The sequence below is a fragment of the Calothrix anomala FACHB-343 genome, assembly GCF_014696435.1.
Taxonomy (GTDB): Bacteria; Cyanobacteriota; Cyanobacteriia; order Cyanobacteriales; family Nostocaceae; genus Aulosira; species Aulosira anomala_A.
On sequence record NZ_JACJQG010000025.1, the window covers coordinates 62,296 to 82,308 of the forward strand.

Consider the following 20,013-nt stretch of genomic DNA (forward strand, 5'->3'; position numbering starts at 1 on the left):
GTCAATAGTCAATGGTCAATGGTCAATTGTCATTGGTCATTTATCATGGGTAGGGGCGGGGTTTCCCCGCCCTTTGCTTGAAGTTTGATGTTCCAAAGAGGAATTTTCATGTAAAAAGGTGCAAGTTTCGAGTTCAAAGGCGCAACTTCCAAGCAAAAAGGCGCAAGTTTCCAGCAAAAAGGTGCAACTTCCGAGTTCAAAACCTCAACTTCCGAGCAAAAAGCCTCACCTTCCGAGTTCAAAGGTGCAACTTCCAAGCAAAAAACCTCAACTTCCGAGTTCAAAACCTCAACTTCCGAGTTCAAAACCTCAACTCCCAAGCAAAAAGCCTCAACGTCCAAGCTAATTTCACAAAACAGCGCCTCCCCCTTGTCCCCCTTGTCCTCCTTGTCCTCCTTGTCCCCCTTCCCTTCCCTTGTCCCCCGTCCCCCTAATTTGCTGTAAGATCAATCTCAGCATCCGCCGGCATTCCGGGTTTAGCGAATCCAGCCGGGTTATCAATGGTAATTTTGACACCAAAAACTTGTTTAACTCGGTCTTGTTGGAAGTAAATATTCTCCGGGGTGAAAGATGCTTGGGTATCAATCGCCGCAATCTTGGCTGTTAGGGGTTGTTTGATTGCTGAATCTAGAAATATCTTAGCTGGTTGACCAACACGGACTTTACCAATCATACCTTGGGGGATAAAAGCACGCAGATAAACTGTATTAGGATCGATTAAGGTAAGTAAAGTTTTACCAGTGCTGACAACTACTCCAGGTTCTACGCTGCGACTGACAACTACGCCGTTAATTGGACTAGTGACTGTGAGATTAGCAATTTTCGCTTTGATTTCTTCTACAGCCGCTTTAGCATTAAGTACATCAGCTTGGGCTGTAGAGAGTTTTAGCTGAGTTTGCGCTAATTGCGTCTTTGAAGCATTTAATTGAACGTTGCGAATGGAGGAATTGTACCCCACACTTTTAGCTTGGGTTAATTGTCCTTGGGCAGAATTGACTAATTTTTGATAAGAAGTTACTGCTGCTTGGCGAGATTTGAGATTAGCTAATGCACTTTCTAAGTTTGCTTGGGCTTGATCGAATTGTTGTCTGGTAATAGCGCCCTGTTTAACTAATTTGATGTAGCGATCGCGGTTCATTTGCGCTAATTTTAACTCAGATTTGGCTTGTTCTACATTGGCGATCGCTTGACTGAGTTGGGCTTGGCTAGAAGCTACTGATGATTCCGCCTGTAAAATTCGTCCTTTAGCATCTTCTACAGCTTGTTTTAAGCTGATTTGATTTTCTTGGATTTGGCTGTGGAGAAAACTGATTTGTAATCTTGCTTGCTCTTCTTGTTTTTGCATCGCATCTACACGCGCAGATGCACCTTTGAGTTGTGCTTGAATCTCTGCATCATCTAACTGAACAATTACCTGTTTTTCTCGCACCGTATCCCCTTCGCGCACAGCTACCGAGGTGATGCGCCCTGCAACTTTAGCGCCAATATCAGTTTGATAGCCTTCAATTCTTCCAGTAACTCGGATTGTATTAGCTGCAGAACGAGATGTGATTACATAAGAGGTGAAAACACCAATACCTGTGAGTAATAAACCTAATGGGATTAATAAACGCGGTGAGAGTTTGCGCTTACCTTTAGATGTGGCGCTGGTATCAAAAGGTTCTTGGGCGGGCGAGAGTGGCGGAGCCATATTTTTTTGAGTTTAAAACTAAACTTCAACGGGAACTTACTATGATGCTGGCTCAAGATTTACAACCTGAGTACATACGTTATAGTATGTCCGAGATGTTTTGCACAACTCAGATATTTCAGGGAGATTAGTAAATAGGGGCTAGGGACTGTTCATTGGTGTCAACTTAAGTTTAAACGCTTACCCCACAAGCCTTTCACCCCACCCTTTAATCCCCTCCCCGTTTACCTACGGCGTACACACAAGTCTTATAATCTAGCCCGATAACGTTTTGATCCCCCCTAACCCCCCTTAAAAAGGGGGGAAGAGAATCAAAGTCCCCCTTTTTAAGGGGCAGCCCTGCGTTGCGGGGGTTCCCCCCGTTGTAGCAAGTGGCGTGGATTTAGGGGGATCTAGCTACATTTTGCACTTAGCACAGAGATGTGTGTACACCGTAGCCTTAAAAAGGGGGGTAGGGGGGATCTGATAGCCCTGAGAATTATTGATTTGTCTTAAGTTGCAAGATACTATTTAAATCTTTGATAGTGATGGTTTGGCGATCTGATGCTGCGCCAATCAGATTTAAACTGTCGGGAGTGAGGACAGCATTATGTTTTAGTCCATCAACCGAGGAAATATATTTGTTATTTTGCCAATTCCATAGATTTGTAGAACAACAATCGTTAAAAATGATTGTTTGACTATCAGGTGTAACGGTTAAAGATGTTAAGAAAGTAGAAGAACCCGGTAATGTTTTTAATAGTTTCAAAGTTTGCGCATCCCAAACTTTCACCATCCAAATTGTACTTAAGTCTTGCCGATCGCTACCGCCAGTGACAATAAATTTACCATCAGGGCTGAGGGCGATTACTTCAACTTCGCGAGAATGCGCCGCCCAGCTTTGGACAAATTTTTGTTGACGTAAATCCCAAATCTTAACTCCGCCCAGGCTAGCAATATATAAATTCTGATTGTCTTTGCTAGTGGCTAAAGCAAACACATAACCGCGAGAATTAACTTTTTGTAGTAAGTTACCATCTGCTAAATTCCAAACTTTTACAGTTGGATCGTTGGGACTTCCAGTAACTAAGATTTGAGCATCGGCGCTGATGTTTAAAGCTTTAACTTCTCCTAAATGTGCGGGGTAGAATGTTTTATTTAACGTGCCGCTTTTGTAATCCCATTTTTGAATTACCCCTGTAGATGTACCCACTACTAAATTTTGATTATCTGGACTGACGGCGATAGATTGAATTTTGCCAGAAAATACGTTTAAGGTTTGTTGCAGACTCTTTTTGTTAATATCCCAAACTTGAATTTTGTTGTCCCAATTTCCGCTAATTAGTGTTTGGTTATCCGGCGCGATCGCTAAAACTCCAATATGTTCCGGTATTTTCCAAGCTGGTATGGCTGGTTGATTAGCGGAGATATCTTGTTTGGGAGTTTGCGGCTGTGAGTTAGCGTAAATTTGCGGTATTTGCCAAAGCGGCGTCAGCATGTAAATTACCAGGAAGATGACTACATCGCCAATCAAAAACCACTTGCGATCGCGTGACTTTTTTACTGGTAGATTTGGTGGGTGAACCGTTTGATGGGCGCTAATAGCGGTAATAGTTTCCGGTAGTTGATTAAATATGTTTGTCGCTGCTTGGGATGTCAGTTTGAAATATACTTGCTCGCTAAATTGAATGATTCTAAATTCTAATGGTAGTTCTTGACGATGGGCGGAAATGAAACCCAATCCATTATAAAACTGTTTATCTCTCCGCCAACCAAGACAGTAAAGTGGTAAGGTGATTTGCGGCTGAATTCGAGCTAATATCAACTTCGTCATTTCTTGAGGTTGATATTGTGCCTCAATATGCAAGTTAAATAACATCGAATAGTTATTGTATTTACCAAAGTGAATGTAACCTATTGGGCGGTTATCTTTCTCAATTAGTAACTCTTGCCATTTAAAAATAAACCGATTCAGGATGAAGAAGAGAGAAATTAACCAAAGTGCGATCGCAATTCCCGAAACAGGTAAATCTAATACAGAATAATCAAATTCAGCGAGCCATGTTAACCCTAGTAATTCTTTGATGATAATTCCAGTTAAACTAATTACTACAAAACTGCCGCCAGCTAGTGCAGTAATTATTGTGGCAATATAAATCAGAGACTTTCTAAATCTTTGTCGCTGCCAAAATGTTTGATAAATTTGCCATTGTTCTTGAAAATTTTGGAAAGGACGAATAGAAATCCCTGGCGGTAAAGGAAAACTTGTAGATTTATGTTCGCTGATGGGAATTGGTGGTTGCAATATTACCATTGCAGGGAGTGGAGAAAACTTTAATTCTCTAGGCTTCTCATCATTGGGAAGAGAAACAAACCCAAATCTTTCATAAAATGATTTGAGATAAGGAATATAAATTAGATATACAGGTAAACTGAGATTTTCTAGACAATGCCAGAGTAATTGTGAACCAACACCTTGACTGCGATGTTTAGGCTCAATATAAATGTTAGATAGGATATTATAGTTACTTTTAACTACAATGAATGCCCAACCAACAATTTGCTTTTCATACTCAACAAACCATACTTTATCTTTGGTATAGCTACGTGCTATTAAATATTCTGAAAGTTTATATATAGCAATGCCAAAGGCAACTGCACTACCCATTGATAAAAACACAAGAAAATCACTTGGTTTGATGGCTGAAGAAATTATTTGCCAATCAAGGAAGTGCTTTGGCGGTTTGCCATATTCAAATAAATATGCTTTATGATTTATTTCTAATCGCTTGACAAATGCTTCTAAAACTGTTCTGATACTGAAAACTATTGCCAAGATAGATATTGAAATAATTACCCAACCAGAGTATTTAGAGTGGTGCGCTTGTAATTCTGCAACAGTGCCTTGACGGAATGAGTATCCTGACGGTGTTTTTGCGGATGAAGACATTGATGAGTCAGCCTTTTAATAGTTGCACGCCTAGAAAAATATTTATGCGATCGCTCCCAGCTTTTCACGTAATTTAGAAAATAGAGAACCGCAATTACACCGAATGTTCTTATAGATGAGTCTGTTTTATTTTTTCTTTCAGGTATTTCCAGAAAATCAATTATCCAATTTACGACAGAGAATATTTTCTTTCTCCCCTTGCTCCCTTCCCCTTTACCAAAAAAGCGATAGTATATTTTTTTAGCCGGAAGTCCCTAAACGGGTACAGAACTATTTTTTATCAGTATTTTTACTAATAGAAGTAATATTTTTGACGATAAATGTGGTGATGGATTGAAAAAGTGTGTTTTCTATCCGCAGATTTGTCAATTACTAATCAAAACTTCACTGAAACGAAATATTACTGCCTAAGTAAATCCCTATAATAATACTTATAGAAACTATTTGAAACCGCAAATTTAGTTGCAAATATATTTGCTGTTTTCAAAGCATTAACAATATTTGCATTTAACTTTAAATAGGCTTATGTTATCAGTAGCATCAGCAGTAGAAGAGTCTGTCAAAATTTTCCACAATGTTCATAATGAATATGTGCCCGCCAAGATTGTACCTATTTCTGGCAAACATATTCAAGATATTGAATTACTATGGCTACCCCAACTGAGAAATCACAATTGTTGGGATCGGGATTTAGATATACACAAATATTTAAATAACCCAGATATTTATGAAGTTTATGTTCTGGAATACGATGCGATCGCGCAAGGTATAATTATTCTCCAAACTAATAAATGTTATTCTCGGTTGGATGTAGATAAAAATTTAATTTATGTTCACTTATTAACTGTAGCACCTTGGAACCGTGCAGCGATTCTCGGCAGAAGGAATTATAAAGGAGTGGGTACAGTTCTTTTAACATTTGCGATGTTACATAGTTTTAACTTGGGATTTCAAGGAAGAATTGCCTTAAATACTGTTCAAGAATCTGAAAATTTTTATCAAAAGTTGCCTTTTTTTGATGGCGGATATGATTTATTTCCATCTGGTAATGATGGCAGATATATTGGTTTAAAATATCTAGAAATGCCAGAAGAAGAAGCAGAATTAGTAATGCTAAATTTATATTTAACAAGTTATTTAAATTAGCATTTATAGCTGTTGACTGTTGACTGTTGACTGTTGACAGACTTAAAAGCCTTTTATTGTCAGGGTTTTATCTTAGGTTGATGTCCTAATCTATCTGGCTACAGCTATATTGTACATTCAAGGGTTTAAAACCCCTTTATTGACACTGAGTAAATTTTCAGTGGTGGTTGACATTCCCAGCTTAAAATATTTTGAATTTTGAATTTTGAATTTTGAATTTTGAATTTTGAATTATTCATCTGCCTCACGCCGCCGGGGTACATCATAAACCATGAAATCATGAGCCATATTAGTATTGGGAAAAATTGCTCTAGCTTCTTGTAGCAAATCCTTCAATTCTATACTATTGCCTGGAGCATAACGCGGGCTGAAATGAGTCATGATTAAGCGATGTGCTTGAGCCGCTAAAGCTGTTTGTGCTGCCATTGTACTAGTGGAATGTAGCCTTTGAAATGCCATATCTGCATCTTGATGGGCAAAAGTCGCTTCGTGAATTAACACATCTGCATCCTGTGCTAATTCCACTGCACCTTCGCAAAATACGGTATCCGTACAATAGGCAATCTTACGGCCAATCTCTGTAGGCCCGCATAATTCTTTACCATCAATTACTCGGCCATCTGTCAGCGTAACGGTTTCACCGCGCTTGAGTTGACCGTAAATCCGACCTGGGGGAATCTGCAATTCCTTCGCTTTTTCTATATCAAAGCGTCCGGCGCGGTCTTTTTCCGCGACTCGGTAGCCAAAAGCTGTAATCCGATGATGTAAAGCGCCGCAGGTAACCGTAAATTCATCATCTTCATAAACTACCCCCGGACGGACAGCATGAACTTTTACCGGGTAAGAAAAGTGTGTATGGGAGTAACGTAAAGCCGATTGGATATATTCATTTAATCCTGGCGGCCCGTAAATATCTATCTTTTCGACATTTCCCGCCAAGCCACAACTAGCTAGCAATCCCATCAAGCCAAAAATGTGGTCACCATGCATGTGGGTAATAAAAATTCGGGATAGTTGGCTGATTCTGAGTTCACTCCGCAATAGTTGATGCTGAGTACCTTCGCCACAATCGAATAACCACAGTTCTGCCCTTTGGGGTAATCTTAAGGCAACACTGGAAACATTACGCGCTCTTGTGGGTACGCCGGAACTTGTCCCTAAAAATGTGATCTGCACAGCGTTTTTTAGTTTTCCTTTGGCTGATTTGGATACTTTATTTTATTATGGGGCATTGGGCATTGGGCATTGGGCATTGGGCATTGGGCATTGAAACAATTTTGGATTTTGGATTTTAGATTTTAGATTTTAGATTGGAATCCAAAATCGCAAATCTAAAATCTAAAATTTCTTGTCCCCCTTGTCCTTTCATACATGGCGATGAAATTTGTTTCATCAAGACTGCCCTCTGCTTTCTGCCTTCTTCAATCCCAGTCCGCGATTGGATTTAGGTGTGAAATATCACAGTTAATAAGGGTAAAAATGCTAGCAGAAAGCCATGCCAGGAATGCAATTTAACTGCGGGGATGGGTTCTGGTGGTGCTAAAAGGGCTTCGATTCTCTGTTCTAAGCGATCGCCTGTGGGCGAACCTAAAGCAGCACAACAAATATCTGATAATACTGGTGTATTACTAACTACCATGAGCAGCGATTCTGCTAACACTAAGGGGTCTACTTTGCTGGCTGCATATCCATCGGCGCGGAGTTCGCGCAATACTAGCAATTCTTCCCACAAGGAGTCTGTGTTGGGTAACCAGGCGGTACAAGTACGCACCCAACCCAGCCAGAAAAACCAAAATGTATCTCGGTAATGATAATGACCTTGTTCGTGCGCCAGAACACTTTCTAAATGTTCAGGGGAAAGTGTTTGCAATAATCCTTGACTAACTACTAGTTCGGGGTGCCAAAAACCAATTTGACCTGCGAAGAGTGCTTCTGTGTTTAAGAGGCGGATTTGTCTGTGACCAAAATTTACTAAGGGACAGTTCCGCGCAGATTGGACAGACTGCCAGCCTTGAATGGTAATTTTGATACAGAAAATACTAAAAATTCCCAGATAACACAGAGCTAGGAGATAACTACCCCAGCCTGTATACATCCCTGCCATTTTACCTTGAGGCCCCATACAGAGGACAGCGATCGCAGTCATTAATAGTAGCAAGGGGGGGAAGAGAAATAAAAATAGCGATCGCCGCCAGCGCAAATTCCAATTACCTTGAGAACCATTCCAAGAGGATCTTAACCCCCAAGCCACTGCCACAGCAGTCAAAATCATGATTAAATGTATCATTTCCCCTCCCTAGCCTGCCTTGCGGCTTGAATGCGTTTTGCGATCGCTTCTATTTGTTCGCTGGCTGTTTCATCCAGACTATCAGCAAAAGCAGCCACGACATCGGGATTACCTACCGCCAAAAATCGCTGCAATTGCTCGTGCGCTCTAATTACTTCTGCTTGCTGTTTTGTAACTAAGGGACGCCAATAAAATGCTTTACCTTTTTTATCGCAGACTAGCCAACCTTTATCGGTGAGGCGGCGCATCACGGTGGTAACAGAGGTGTAAGCTAATTCTCGGTTGGGATCGGACAAAATGCGATCGTGTACATCCTTAACTGTCGCTGAACCCAATTCCCAGATGATTTGTAAAATTTCTGCTTCTAAAGGGCCTACAGATAGCTGTTTAGGTCGGTAGTCGGGTAATGGAGCCATATAAATTTTCCATTGGAGATGGTGGGTAAGTAGATTAAACGCGCAATTCCATTGTGAATTTGATTAGCTGAGGTTGAGTCTGTCTTTCTTTCACAATACAGACTTTTTCCGTTCCTTGAACAGCAGCCGACAACCATCAGCACCAGTTTGGCAGATAATCAAGTTACCACACCTGTCAACGGTCAACGGTCAACGGTCAACGGTCAACCGTCAACAGCCCTCACGATGCATTGTGCAACTTAAAAGCAGAATAGCTTATGTTAAAGTTCTCACAGTTAAAACCTGTGGTGGTGTTGAATCTGGCGGATAAATTAAATCTACCTGCACTCTACGTTGACTTCCAGGCGCTAGGTTTAGCTGGAGTAAAGGTTCTAAAACCTGGCCTGTTCTGTGCCATAAATGTACGTAGCGCGTTTTTTGTTGTCCTTGCTCGTCTAAATAGCGCAATCGCACCGTACCCCGGAAAAAGGGAAAATCCAAGGATGGTTGACGAAAACGCAGACCACCTTGGGATAATTTATCTTCTTTTAATGGTGTTTCTAATGTGACAGTAACTTTCTGATTTTCTTTAGTTTTATTACTTAAGGGTAAAGTGAGATTGTATTCCACTCCATAATTACCATGAGCTTCATAAGCTGTATCTGGATAGCGTACTAACATTTTTGCAGTTTGAATTTGTCCGCTACCCAATTGACCACCGCGTAAGCTACCAATAGCATAAGAAATTGCCTCACCACGTTGGGGAATAGTCAGAGTTTGCGCTTTAGTATTATCTGTCAGTACAGCTTGCCATTGGGAACCGCTAGAGACGCCTGCTACACGCCCATAAATTAGCACACCGCCTGTAGCATTGGGAGGAGTGGGAGTTTTATCTCTGGGGCCGGCAAAGTTGCCATTATTGAGTAAAGCTTGCCATTCTGTTAAACTAGGAGCGCGATCGCTCCCATCAGGATTTTTCTTGGCATACATTGCCAAACTAGCAGCATAAACTTTTCCACTACTACGTAACCGCATAAAAGTAGACCGACCATTGACAGGCTTTGCCAAATTTCTTACCTCAATGCCATGATTCAGCAATAATCGGCTTTGTCCTGGTGGAATAATCAACTTAGCTGGAAACTCTGCTTGGCGTACTCCCCGCAACACATCACTCACCGCACGCGCACCAGGCCCGGAAAAAGCTTTACCATCATTATTTTCGATGTAGGGCGCTAAAGTAGCAAAAGGCGCATCCTTCAATAAATAACTTGCTGCTTGTAAAACATCCACTGTTACAGGTTGCTTACCAGGATTATGCAACATCACACCCAGGTAGAGAGTCTGTAAATCTTTAGGAGTGTGAGTATAATGATGGGCAAATAAATCAAAGCGTCCCTGAAACGGAAAATTCAGATGAGCGCCTGGGACTTTTTTACCATTTGGGGGAAATGTAGACAGTAAAATACCCTCTTGTTTCACCCATTCTGGGCTATTGCTATTAAATACGGGGATATTATCCAGCTTTCCAGGTAAAGGACGGACTTCACCAGCTTGCACAATTATTTGAGGTGTTGGCTTAGGTGAACTTTGAGCAACTACTTGAGAATTATTACCTTCATTATTAAAGTTAAAAACTCCCGGTCTAAAAACTTGAGTAAGTGTAACTCCTAATAAAAATAAGCAGATAAATATAGGTAATTTATACTGAGGCTGAGGCGCTGGCATGAGTGTTGATACTCTCAGGAACTTTAATCTTTAGGATGACCTTTTGTAACTACAAGTTCCTAAAAGGATATTTCTGATATTCTGAATTTTTAATGTTGATTTACGCGCTCAAATAACCACAGTGACGAGATAGTACCAACAAAATGTGCTGCAATTCCATTGATATTTGCTACTGCTACAAATACATCAAGGGCGCGAATAATTTTATAAGGATCTGTAATAGCTACTCCTGGAGGTTGGGAGATAGATTTTGCAACTAACACTCCTATAGTAGAACCAGCGCCTAAAAGATTTAAAAGCATACCAATTAAAGCGGCGATAATTCCCCAGCGAATTACTTTAACTGTATCTGCTTTACTAGGATGAAGCGCCGGATTAATATTTCCTAAACGTTTACCGATGCGAGTATAACGAAAATCCCAATAAACGCTAAATAATAATACAAGAATTCCACATCCAGCCCAAAAAATGCCCACCCCAAGACCTGCGATTGGTTGTTCAGCAAAACCTCGACCAGTAGCAGCAAACAATAAAGTTAAGCCAGAAACCACAGCCAGTCCCAACTGTATCCAAAAAGCGATCCACCCTGTAATACGAATAGTATTAGCGATGCTTTGAATTTCTGGCGCGATCGCTCTTGTTTCTGATTGAGTTTGCATATTACTTTCCATCAGATTACTTCCTCCCCTACCTTCAGCATATTTCTGCAAGCTGTTCTCATACCCCCACCCCTAGACAGAATCACTACCACATCCAGAGAAATACAATCGCAACTATCTGGAATTACCTAATTGTCCTTTGGGGAACCAGTTGACAATAAATGTGGTTTTTGTGACAATTTCCACGCGGGAATTACGGTTGACTCCAAAACCTTACAACCTTTCCCCATCAATAGCTATGTAACAAAGGAACGGAGGTAATCTGGATGAAAAAATTTTCATCGCTATGTATGAAAGAGAAGGAGGACAAGGAGGACAAACAATTCAAAATTCTCTCTTGGAAAGTTCTGATCGCCGGAAGCCGGCGCTCAGACTTTCCGCAAAATTCGCGCATTAAGAATTCTATTTGACTTTTGCCCAATGCCCAATGCCCAATGCCCATTTGCAAACTGGGAAATATCTCTGACTGAGGCGAGTTATCAAACTCAAGGATGATGAGAGAACATGGCGAAATTGCCAATATTGGACTTGAATGTATGAAATTTCGATAGTTGCTAGCGATCGCAAAGGATAAAGCAGCATGATTAGATCTTGGATGGTAATAGGCGGCGTAGCTTTCGTAGTTGCCTTAGCAGCTAATTTGATTACGCCAAGCGATCGCAAATGGTTTCAGCGATTGCAACGACCTAACTGGTTAACTTTTGAAGCCGCAATTCCGATTATTTGGACTGTAATTTTTATCTGTGGTGCTTGGTCAGCTTATATTATTTGGGAAAAAAACCCAGGAAGTGACGCAACTTGGGTAATGATGGCTCTATACTTACTTCTAGAAATTGTGACTATTGCCTATACACCTGTAATGTTCCGCCTGCGTAGCCTAAAAATCGGTACAATTCTTGGCGGTACAGGTTTCATTATCGGTTTACTATTAACCCTGGCAGTTCTAACTACTTCCGGTTGGGCAGCTTTATTATTACTTCCCTACCTAATTTGGAGTCCCATCGGTACTTATACCACCTGGCAGATGATTAACCTCAATCCCCAAGCAGCCTAAGCACTAGGACGAGGGAGACAAGGAGGACAAGGAGGACAAGGGAGATAAATCTTCACCAATGCCCAATGCCCCATGCCCAATCCCTTGTAATTATTTATTTTTGCGGTTACTTTTAAGGAGAAACTGTCGCCTTTTTTCCTGCTGACGTACTCTTTTATCTTCCGTAAGGCTGTCAAAACAGTAGGGGCAAGAAATACCTGCTTCATACTGAGGTGAAGTCTTATCTACTGCAGAAATTGGGCGACCACAACTTTGACACATCTCATAGCTACCGTTTTCTAAGCCGTGGCGCACAGCTACTCGTTCATCAAAGACAAAGCATTCTCCTTCCCACAAGCTTTCTTGGGCAGGAACTTCTTCTAAATATTTGAGAATACCGCCTTTGAGGTGATAAACTTCGGCAAAGCCCTGAGATAGCATATAAGATGAGGCTTTTTCGCAGCGAATACCACCAGTGCAAAACATGGCTATCTTTTTATGTTTACTGGGGTCAAGGTTATGGCGGACATAATCGGGAAACTCGCGAAATGAGTGAGTTTGCGGATTTTGTGCCTTCTTAAAAGTGCCAATATTCACCTCGTAATCATTGCGGGTGTCAATCACAATTACTTCAGGGTCAGAAATTAACTCATTCCATTCTTGAGGACTGACATAATTACCCACTTGTTGATTAGGATCGACTTCCGGCAATCCTAAAGTGACAATTTCTGACTTTAACCGTACTTTCATCCGCTCAAATGGCGGAGTTTCTGTGTAAGATTCTTTGTGTTCTAAGTCTGCCAAACGAGGATCTGAACGCAGAAATTCCAAAACTGCGTCAATCGCCTGACGAGAACCAACAATTGTGCCGTTAATGCCTTCTTGTGCTAACAAAATTGTGCCCTTAATACCTTGCTGTTGGCAATAAGACAACCAAGGGTCTCGCATTTCGGCAAAATCTGGCAAACTGACGAATTTATAAAGTGTTGCCACAACTAAGAGATTTTCTTGCTTCATTCTGGTTGTAAAGTCACCATATTCAGGTAATATACTAGAGGTAGCTTAATTACCTACTTCTTTAATTTTACGGGGGTTTAGCTCAGTTGGTAGAGCGCCTGCTTTGCAAGCAGGATGTCAGCGGTTCGAGTCCGCTAACCTCCATTAACTCTTAAGTGTACTGAAGTGCAGCTCACACATTAACTAATTTCGCGACCAATTGCGCATACCAGCAGGTATGAAAATATTTTCTTTATGCTTGATTGTCAAAACAGCGATCGCACCTGTAATCAAACACATTACTCTCTACAGCTAGGCTAGCACCCACAGTGCCTATAGGCTCTTGGGCTGTTGACATCCCAAGCTTATCAGATTACTTTCTTATCGCTTGACTATTTAATAACTTTATAGTTATATAATAAAAATGTAGCTGAGATAACTGGCTACGCGATATCTAACCATACATTCGCACTTATTTAACAATGACAACAATTCTAGAAAAGCGCAGAAGCGCTGGTTTATGGGATCGTTTTTGTAACTGGGTAACTAGTACAGAAAATCGGCTATACGTAGGCTGGTTTGGAGTCATCTTGATTCCTACAGCTTTAACTGCGGCGATTGTTTTCGTTTTGGCTTTCGTTGCTGCGCCGCCTGTAGATGTAGATGGAATTCGCGAACCTGTGACCGGTTCACTACTCTATGGCAATAACATTATTAGTGCAACTGTAGTTCCGACTTCAGCAGCCATTGGCTTGCACTTCTACCCGATTTGGGAAGCCGCTTCTTTAGATGAATGGCTTTATAATGGCGGCCCTTACGAAATGATTATTTTTCACTTTCTCATTGCCGTATATGCTTATATGGGTCGTCAATGGGAATTAAGTTACCGCTTAGGTATGCGTCCTTGGATTCCTGTGGCATTTTCTGCACCTGCGGCAGCAGCAACAGCAGTATTGTTGATTTATCCCATTGGGCAAGGTAGCTTTTCTGATGGCATGATGCTGGGTATTTCCGGCACATTCAACTTTATGATTGTGTTCTCGCCGGAACATAACATTCTCATGCATCCGTTCCACATGCTAGGGGTTGCAGGGGTATTTGGCGGTGCTTTATTTTCAGCAATGCACGGCTCCCTAGTGACTTCTACCTTGGTGCGGGAAACAACAGAAATTGAATCTGCAAATACTGGCTACCAGTTTGGCCAAGAAGAAGAAACCTATAACATCATCGCCGCACATGGTTATTTTGGCAGGTTAATCTTCCAATATGCCAGTTTTAATAACTCGCGGGCGTTGCATTTCTTCCTGGCTGCTTGGCCTGTAGTTGGGATTTGGTTTGCAGCCTTGGGTGTAAGTACTATGTCATTTAACTTGAATGGCTTTAACTTTAATAACTCGGTGTTAGATAGTGAAGGACGGACAATTCCCACCTGGGCTGACTTACTCAATCGCGCCAACTTAGGGATTGAGGTGATGCATGAACGCAACGCCCACAACTTCCCCTTAGACTTAGCCTGTGGTGAGGCTCAACCAATCGCGCTCACAGCACCAACCATCGCCAGCTAATTGGTAATTCCTCGATCTCTCCTCTGGTTCATAATCATTGGCACCCTTTTTGTGAGGGTGCTTTTTATTAAAAAACTGCTGTATTGCTACGTATAGCTTTGAGACTTTCTGCTTGTTGCAGAATGCGATCGCTAATCCGATTACAAGCTATCTCACACAGTTCAAAAATCATCGGATCGGCAATCTCGTAAAACGCACTAGTCCCTTTAGGCTGACGAGATAACACCCCAGCCTGAGTTAATACTTTTAGATGCTTAGATAGATTTGCTTGTCCTAAACCAGTTGCATCTGCAATTTCCATAACATTCATCGGGCCTGACTTAAGACAGATCAATATCTGTAGCCGACTCACTTCTGATAGCACCTTGAAATACTCAGCCACCGCCGCAATGACTACTGGTTCAGTCTGAAATGATTTTGTTTTTAGCATAGGTAATATTTAATCAGTCAGCACAAAAATACTTGATTAATTTTCAGTATATTAATATTCTTTGTACACCAGGCTACCCTTTGCCGAAAGCATGGGTCAAGGCTATTTTTCCATAATTAGCTGTCTGGTCAAATCAAGTCAAGTTTTCCAGAAATATTATTTATAACTTTACAGTCCCTCCACAGAGAGAATTCAAGCCTATTCCTGTGGTAGAAGTTTTGCACTCGCTTCAGTAGCTACCTTTGTCATCAGAAATCAATATAAATCGAACCTGCCACAACTATTAGCAAAAATTTTTTTCACAAAGTGGCCTCAGGCAGGTTGGATTGGGGATCGACAAGATTGTTACCAGATTCAAACCAATCAATATCAATCAATGAATATGCTATATCAAACTAAAAGTCTGAAAAAGGTGATTACCAGCTTGATCGGCATAGCTAGCGCTAGCGCCTTCATTAGTCTGCCAGTCATTGCCCAAGCTGACTGCAATTCTCAGTCTCAAAACAATTCAAATCGCAATATTTTGACTCAAAATGGCACGCCTGCTACAACTCCCACAGCTATTCCGCAGCCTACAAATTCTCAGACTCCGGTTACCACATCGGATATAGAATTTATGAACCAAGCTGCCCAAAGTGACTTAACTGAGATTCAAACAAGTCAGCTGGCACTACAAAAGTCACAAAATAGAGCTGTGCGTAACTTTGCCCAGCAAATGATTAAACAGCATACAGCATCCAGTCAAAAATTAACTGCGATCGCGCAAGCTAAAGGTGTCACACTGCCAACAGAACTTGATTCCCAAAACCAAGCCTTATTAACCAAGCTGCAAGGTTTATCAGGGAGGAATTTTGACCAAGCTTACATGCAAGCGCAGACTCAAGCACATCAAAAAACACTGGCTCAATATCAAAATTATTTGCAAACAGGATTAGATGCTGATTTGAGAATGTTTGCTAGTGGAGTTGCACCGATTGTCAGACAACACTTAGAAATGGCGCAAAAGATGACATCTGCTCAGTAAAGCAAACTGTCAATAATTACACCATATTTCAGGTAAATGAGGTACGCGCTTCGGGGCATGGCAGTGCCAATGCCCCTACAATTAACGATTATCTGTACCTCACCAACTTGTAATTCGCTGTAATAGTCAGTAGTTTGGCTACTGACTACTTTTTGATAATGACACTTAATCCCCCGAATGCATTCGGGGGATTATTTTGAAAGTTGATATCATATTGCGCCTGCACCCCTAAGGCCAATCGCTAATCGTTAATTCGTTCAATTCTGGGTAAGGGTAAGGTGTCGGCTTCGCCAGAGTCATCAGCACCAGTTTTACCCGGGCCTGTCTGTTGTAATGCTTGTAATAAATCTCCAGTCTGGCTCAATAGCGCTTCTAAATCAATGCCTGCATAATTTCCTGGATAGCGGCGCAGACGATTACTGCCTTCTCCCAATAAAATTACAGCACCTCGCCAGTTTTGATTACTCAAATGATAAAGCGCTACAGCAATTTGTAAAATCCCTTGATAGAAGCTTTTGTCTGGTTCGCTGGCTTCGATCCATAAAGCTTCTAACGTGTCGTGACAGGCATAGAACTGTGCAGAATTGAACTGTTCTACACCTAGCCAAAACTCTAAGGGCATGGTCTCATTCATGCCATACTTTCTCGCACTTCTTTGATTGTTTCTAAGAGGATGTTTTAAAAGTCCTGTCGTTGGTAGCAAAAAGTTTTAGATCCCCCTAAATCCCCCTTAAAAAGGGGAGGCAGTGCGTTGGGCGGGTTTCCCGACTTGAAGCAACTGCCGTGGACTTTGATTGTATTTCCCCCCTTTTTTAAGGGGGGGTAGGGGGGATCAATAAGTGAAAAGGTACAGCCAAAAACTTTTCAAACAACCTCTAAGGTAATTTCCTGTTGATTGCCTGCAAACTCGTTATCTGATGTTAGAAACAGCATACAATGGCATTCTTTACGTTCTCGCATCGGCACACAAGGACAGTTCCAATACGCAGCATTGACCTCAGCTTCTTTATCTTCGTAGTGACGACAGGGACATAAGGGTGAGCCAAGTTCATCTTTATGTTTGGCTAGCCCTTCGATCACTACTGCTGTTACAGAAGGTTCAGAACAGAAGTATGTTCCAGTACGCTTGGCGTATTGTTCGGAAAAATGCCGCATTGCCTCTAGGCTTTTATCGCTGGATTTTGTGTTAACTTCTGGTGAGATCATGGAATCGGCTGCTCATAATTTAAACATTTCTTTGCATTGTACATCAGCCTTAGAGGGCTATTACTGGGGTATTTCCCCAAGCTGAGAAATTAAATTTGTCTCAGGTTTGCTTAAAGACTGATATTTCTGGATTGCTGGGAAGAAAAAAATTGCAGTTATCAACAAGAATTAATTTTTAGCAACATATTGAAATATCACACAAATTAAACTCCAAATCTTGCATCAAACCAATGGTTTTTGTAATTGGGGTTGTAGTGCTTGGTCGCTTTGCACCATGATGCCAGAAGAATTTTGATTAACTCCTACTGGTGTTGCTGGTAAAGAAGTATTTTGCCACAAAACCCAGCGACTTCCCGAACTTAAAGCAGAAATACTATCAGCATTTTCTGTCAGCCAAATTACCGGGAAGCCTTCAGGTAAAGGTGTTTTGCTATCTTCTTGGGCGTTAGTAGCGGCTAAGGCTTCTTGAATTGTCAAATCGCCTTTGATTAAACCTGTAAATGCTGTCCATAGACTTACCTGCATGTTTTGCCTTTGCGCATAAAAATATAATGAAGCAGCAGCTATTACCGCTTGTTCAAAGTTTTCTGTTTCCCATTGAGATGCACTATCCAAAGCAATAATAATTTCCTGCCCACTAGTCACAATTTCTAATTCCCGTACCCGTAATTCCCCGTAGCGGGCGCTAGTACGCCAGTGAATCAGACGAATAGGATCGCCTATGCGGTAAGGACGTAGCGATCGCACTAGTCCACTAGTTTCTGTTTGCAATGGTTTACCCCGTAGATGGCTAGTATAGCTTTCTTGTTGCCCCATTTCATCAACCAAAGGGCAGTATGACAGAGGTAAGACGCTAGGATACACAATCGCTGTGGCTGGACATTCACGCTGACGGCGACACCAAAACAATCCTAAAGGCGCACCCGTAACTAATTCAAGTTTTTGCCAACGATAAACCCCCCGACGCTGGGTAGGTTGGTAATACACCCAACGATAATGGCTTTGAGGCGGAATAGTTTCTATCGCTTTGGTAATCGGTTTACCTAAAACAAAGGGTAGAACATCCTCAACCTTCAGTAAATTTACTGATTGCTGTGTCTGATTGTAAATTTCGATTTCTACAGTTAATTCATCACCTGCTGATATTGGTCGGATAGGACGGCGTTTGACAGTTAACCCCACAAGCGATCGCGGCGGTAAAATAGCAGCCACAATCAACAACGCAAAACTAATTCCGCTAATCACATACAACCAACCAGCCATTGTGTTAACAGCAGCACCAAAAAAACACAATGCAATTCCTGCTAATACCCAACCACTATATGCAGGCGCACAAGCGCGGGTTTGTAACCAATTAATCATGGGTGTAGTAATTTTCATAATTCCCTTTTTAGCTTACCCATGTTGAAAATTTATAAAACCTCCGTAGTTACCTAAAGAATTGATGAAGATGACTATAAAAATAAAAATATTATCTCTATAAGTAGTAGATTAGATAATCTAAGTAAGTCTACGGTTGACTTAAACTAAATCAGTTAATCTATTCCCTTGAGATTAACTAGATATTTTGTTGTCGCCAACAATTTTATATCTTGGATTTTTCTCATATATAAAACGTGAAACAGTAGCTAAAAAATCTCAACATCAGCAATCTAAAATCAAAAGTTTATCTTCCCAGCTAAGTTTAACCGTTGCTTATTAGCTAATCATTGCTATGGCAAAATTATATGGACAAAGCACTGCAACTACCACCGCCACCACCTCCGCCTGTTCCACATAAACAGCAAAAAAAGGTAGTCTCGATTCAGCAAATGGTTCGCGACGCTTATATTCAGCAAGCCTCAGACATCCATATCCGCGTTGGAGAATTACCGCGATTTCGGATTCGCGGACAAATGGAGGTCTATGAATTAGGCGAATTAGTCACACCACAAATTTTTGCTGCATATTTAGACGAAATTCTCACTCCTTTAGGAAAACAACAGTTTGCCAAAACTAAAGAACTGGATACAGCCATAGTTTATCCGGGATTTATTCGCTGTCGTGTTAACTGTTTTGAAACATTAACCGGCGGTGCTATGGTACTACGGTTAATTACCTTGCATGTGCCTAGTATTGATAACTTAGGTTTGCCGCCAATTCTCAAAAATATTATTAATAAAAAGCAAGGATTAGTATTAGTTACAGGCCCCACAGGTTCAGGAAAATCAACCACAATAGCGGCGATGATTCGCTATTTAAACGAAACTGCCCAAAAGCATATTGTCACCATTGAAGACCCAATTGAATATGTGCATACATCCCAAAATTGCTTAATTAGCCAACGGGAAGTAGGTTTGCATACCCATGAATTTCATGAAGCTTTACGGTCAGTGTTGCGGGAAGACCCTGATGTAATTTTAATCGGAGAAATGCGCGATCGCGTAACGGTCGATACTGCCCTCAAAGCTGCACAAACCGGTCACCTAGTCTTAGGTACACTCCACTCGCAAGACAGCATTCGCTCAATTAACCGCTTACTCAACCTCTATAAGCCTGACGAACAACCAATCATGCGGGTGCAAATAGTCGATTCCTTAGTCGCTGTGATTAATCAAAATTTGCTCGCCACAACCGATGGTGGACGTACAGCTGCAATGGAAATTTTGCTCAATACACCCACAATGCAAGATTACCTACTCAAAGGTGAAGAAGCAGAAGCCTATGATTTGATGGAAGCTAGCAGCAAAGAAGGGATGAAAGTCATGAATGACGCCCTTTGTGAATTAATGCTATCTGGTCAAATTAGCATTGAGGATGCGTTTAGCATTACCCAAGATGTTGGCGATTTGCGTCGTCGTTCTCGCAATGAAGGGTTAGATCCATCTCATAGCACCCGTCGTGATGTGTACACAACATATAGCTACAGTTCACAGTAAGTGCAGATAA

19 protein-coding genes and 1 tRNA gene are annotated in these 20,013 nt (G+C 41.3%); 6 read left to right on the top strand and 14 right to left on the bottom strand.

Annotated elements, in window-relative coordinates; all coding sequences use genetic code 11:
* Window positions 1-29: 29 nt before the first annotated feature.
* From H6G08_RS16075 to H6G08_RS16085, 3 genes are all read right to left on the bottom strand, one after another.
* Complete coding sequence (locus H6G08_RS16075) at window positions 30-305, bottom strand: hypothetical protein (protein WP_190544485.1); 276 nt, start codon at window positions 303-305, stop codon at window positions 30-32.
* 125 nt (window positions 306-430) lie between these two features.
* Window positions 431-1,690, bottom strand: coding sequence for an HlyD family secretion protein (locus H6G08_RS16080; RefSeq protein ID WP_190544488.1), 1,260 nt, complete (start codon window positions 1,688-1,690; stop codon window positions 431-433).
* Between the two features lie 478 nt (window positions 1,691-2,168).
* The gene (locus H6G08_RS16085; RefSeq protein ID WP_190544490.1) at window positions 2,169-4,619 is read right to left on the bottom strand and encodes a GNAT family N-acetyltransferase; all 2,451 of its coding nucleotides are present in this window, start codon (window positions 4,617-4,619) and stop codon (window positions 2,169-2,171) included.
* Window positions 4,620-5,144: 525 nt separating this feature from the next.
* Here H6G08_RS16085 and H6G08_RS16090 point away from each other — a divergent pair.
* Window positions 5,145-5,765, top strand: a complete 621-nt coding sequence (locus tag H6G08_RS16090) for a hypothetical protein (protein ID WP_190544496.1) — start codon at window positions 5,145-5,147, stop codon at window positions 5,763-5,765.
* A 231-nt stretch (window positions 5,766-5,996) separates the two neighbouring features.
* Here the strand turns inward: H6G08_RS16090 and H6G08_RS16095 are convergent, their stop codons facing one another.
* The 6 genes from H6G08_RS16095 to H6G08_RS16120 form a co-directional block, all read right to left on the bottom strand.
* Window positions 5,997-6,941, bottom strand: coding sequence for a ribonuclease Z (locus H6G08_RS16095; protein WP_190544499.1), 945 nt, complete (start codon window positions 6,939-6,941; stop codon window positions 5,997-5,999).
* Between the two features lie 268 nt (window positions 6,942-7,209).
* Window positions 7,210-8,052 (bottom strand): M56 family metallopeptidase, encoded by an 843-nt coding sequence (locus tag H6G08_RS16100; RefSeq protein WP_190544502.1) that lies wholly within the window; start codon window positions 8,050-8,052, stop codon window positions 7,210-7,212.
* Window positions 8,049-8,468: a BlaI/MecI/CopY family transcriptional regulator gene (locus H6G08_RS16105; protein WP_096642420.1), complete on the bottom strand. Its 420-nt coding sequence runs from the start codon at window positions 8,466-8,468 to the stop codon at window positions 8,049-8,051. The genes H6G08_RS16100 and H6G08_RS16105 overlap by 4 nt, the downstream gene beginning before the upstream one ends.
* Window positions 8,469-8,723: 255 nt before the next feature.
* Window positions 8,724-10,172: a DUF3370 domain-containing protein gene (locus H6G08_RS16110; RefSeq protein ID WP_190544504.1), complete on the bottom strand. Its 1,449-nt coding sequence runs from the start codon at window positions 10,170-10,172 to the stop codon at window positions 8,724-8,726.
* A gap of 89 nt (window positions 10,173-10,261) precedes the next feature.
* Window positions 10,262-10,831, bottom strand: a complete 570-nt coding sequence (locus H6G08_RS16115) for a DUF3611 family protein (RefSeq protein ID WP_190544623.1) — start codon at window positions 10,829-10,831, stop codon at window positions 10,262-10,264.
* 402 nt (window positions 10,832-11,233) lie between these two features.
* On the bottom strand, window positions 11,234-11,413 hold the full coding sequence (locus H6G08_RS16120; RefSeq protein WP_190544508.1) for a hypothetical protein: 180 nt from the start codon (window positions 11,411-11,413) through the stop codon (window positions 11,234-11,236).
* Between H6G08_RS16120 and H6G08_RS16125 the strand changes: the two genes are divergently transcribed.
* A complete protein-coding gene (locus tag H6G08_RS16125; protein ID WP_190544511.1) occupies window positions 11,412-11,885 on the top strand; it encodes a TspO/MBR family protein in 474 nt (157 codons plus the stop codon). The two genes, H6G08_RS16120 and H6G08_RS16125, sit on opposite strands and share 2 nt — an antisense overlap.
* A gap of 90 nt (window positions 11,886-11,975) precedes the next feature.
* On the opposite strand, the gene trhO is transcribed toward H6G08_RS16125, so the two are convergent.
* Complete coding sequence (gene trhO, locus H6G08_RS16130; protein ID WP_190544514.1) at window positions 11,976-12,881, bottom strand: oxygen-dependent tRNA uridine(34) hydroxylase TrhO; 906 nt, start codon at window positions 12,879-12,881, stop codon at window positions 11,976-11,978.
* A gap of 71 nt (window positions 12,882-12,952) precedes the next feature.
* Here trhO and H6G08_RS16135 point away from each other — a divergent pair.
* A tRNA-Ala gene (locus H6G08_RS16135) sits at window positions 12,953-13,025 on the top strand.
* A 317-nt stretch (window positions 13,026-13,342) separates the two neighbouring features.
* Entirely contained in the window at window positions 13,343-14,425 is a 1,083-nt protein-coding gene (gene psbA / locus H6G08_RS16140; RefSeq protein WP_190544517.1) for a photosystem II reaction center subunit D1, read from the top strand.
* A gap of 67 nt (window positions 14,426-14,492) precedes the next feature.
* Here the strand turns inward: psbA and H6G08_RS16145 are convergent, their stop codons facing one another.
* Window positions 14,493-14,855: an ArsR/SmtB family transcription factor gene (locus tag H6G08_RS16145; RefSeq protein ID WP_190544520.1), complete on the bottom strand. Its 363-nt coding sequence runs from the start codon at window positions 14,853-14,855 to the stop codon at window positions 14,493-14,495.
* A 376-nt stretch (window positions 14,856-15,231) separates the two neighbouring features.
* Here H6G08_RS16145 and H6G08_RS16150 point away from each other — a divergent pair, with 376 nt between their 5' ends.
* On the top strand, window positions 15,232-15,879 hold the full coding sequence (locus H6G08_RS16150) for a DUF4142 domain-containing protein (RefSeq protein ID WP_242046173.1): 648 nt from the start codon (window positions 15,232-15,234) through the stop codon (window positions 15,877-15,879).
* Between the two features lie 241 nt (window positions 15,880-16,120).
* Here the strand turns inward: H6G08_RS16150 and H6G08_RS16155 are convergent, their stop codons facing one another.
* The 3 genes from H6G08_RS16155 to H6G08_RS16165 all read right to left on the bottom strand — a co-directional run bounded on the left by H6G08_RS16155 (window position 16,121) and on the right by H6G08_RS16165 (window position 18,465).
* The gene (locus tag H6G08_RS16155; RefSeq protein ID WP_190544523.1) at window positions 16,121-16,513 is read right to left on the bottom strand and encodes a DUF309 domain-containing protein; all 393 of its coding nucleotides are present in this window, start codon (window positions 16,511-16,513) and stop codon (window positions 16,121-16,123) included.
* 230 nt (window positions 16,514-16,743) lie between these two features.
* Entirely contained in the window at window positions 16,744-17,085 is a 342-nt protein-coding gene (locus H6G08_RS16160; RefSeq protein WP_190544526.1) for a ferredoxin thioredoxin reductase catalytic beta subunit, read from the bottom strand.
* 222 nt (window positions 17,086-17,307) lie between these two features.
* On the bottom strand, window positions 17,308-18,465 hold the full coding sequence (locus tag H6G08_RS16165) for a DUF58 domain-containing protein (RefSeq protein ID WP_190544529.1): 1,158 nt from the start codon (window positions 18,463-18,465) through the stop codon (window positions 17,308-17,310).
* Window positions 18,466-18,812: 347 nt separating this feature from the next.
* Between H6G08_RS16165 and H6G08_RS16170 the strand changes: the two genes are divergently transcribed.
* The gene (locus H6G08_RS16170) at window positions 18,813-20,003 is read left to right on the top strand and encodes a type IV pilus twitching motility protein PilT (protein ID WP_190544532.1); all 1,191 of its coding nucleotides are present in this window, start codon (window positions 18,813-18,815) and stop codon (window positions 20,001-20,003) included.
* The last annotated feature ends 10 nt before the right edge of the window (window positions 20,004-20,013 follow it).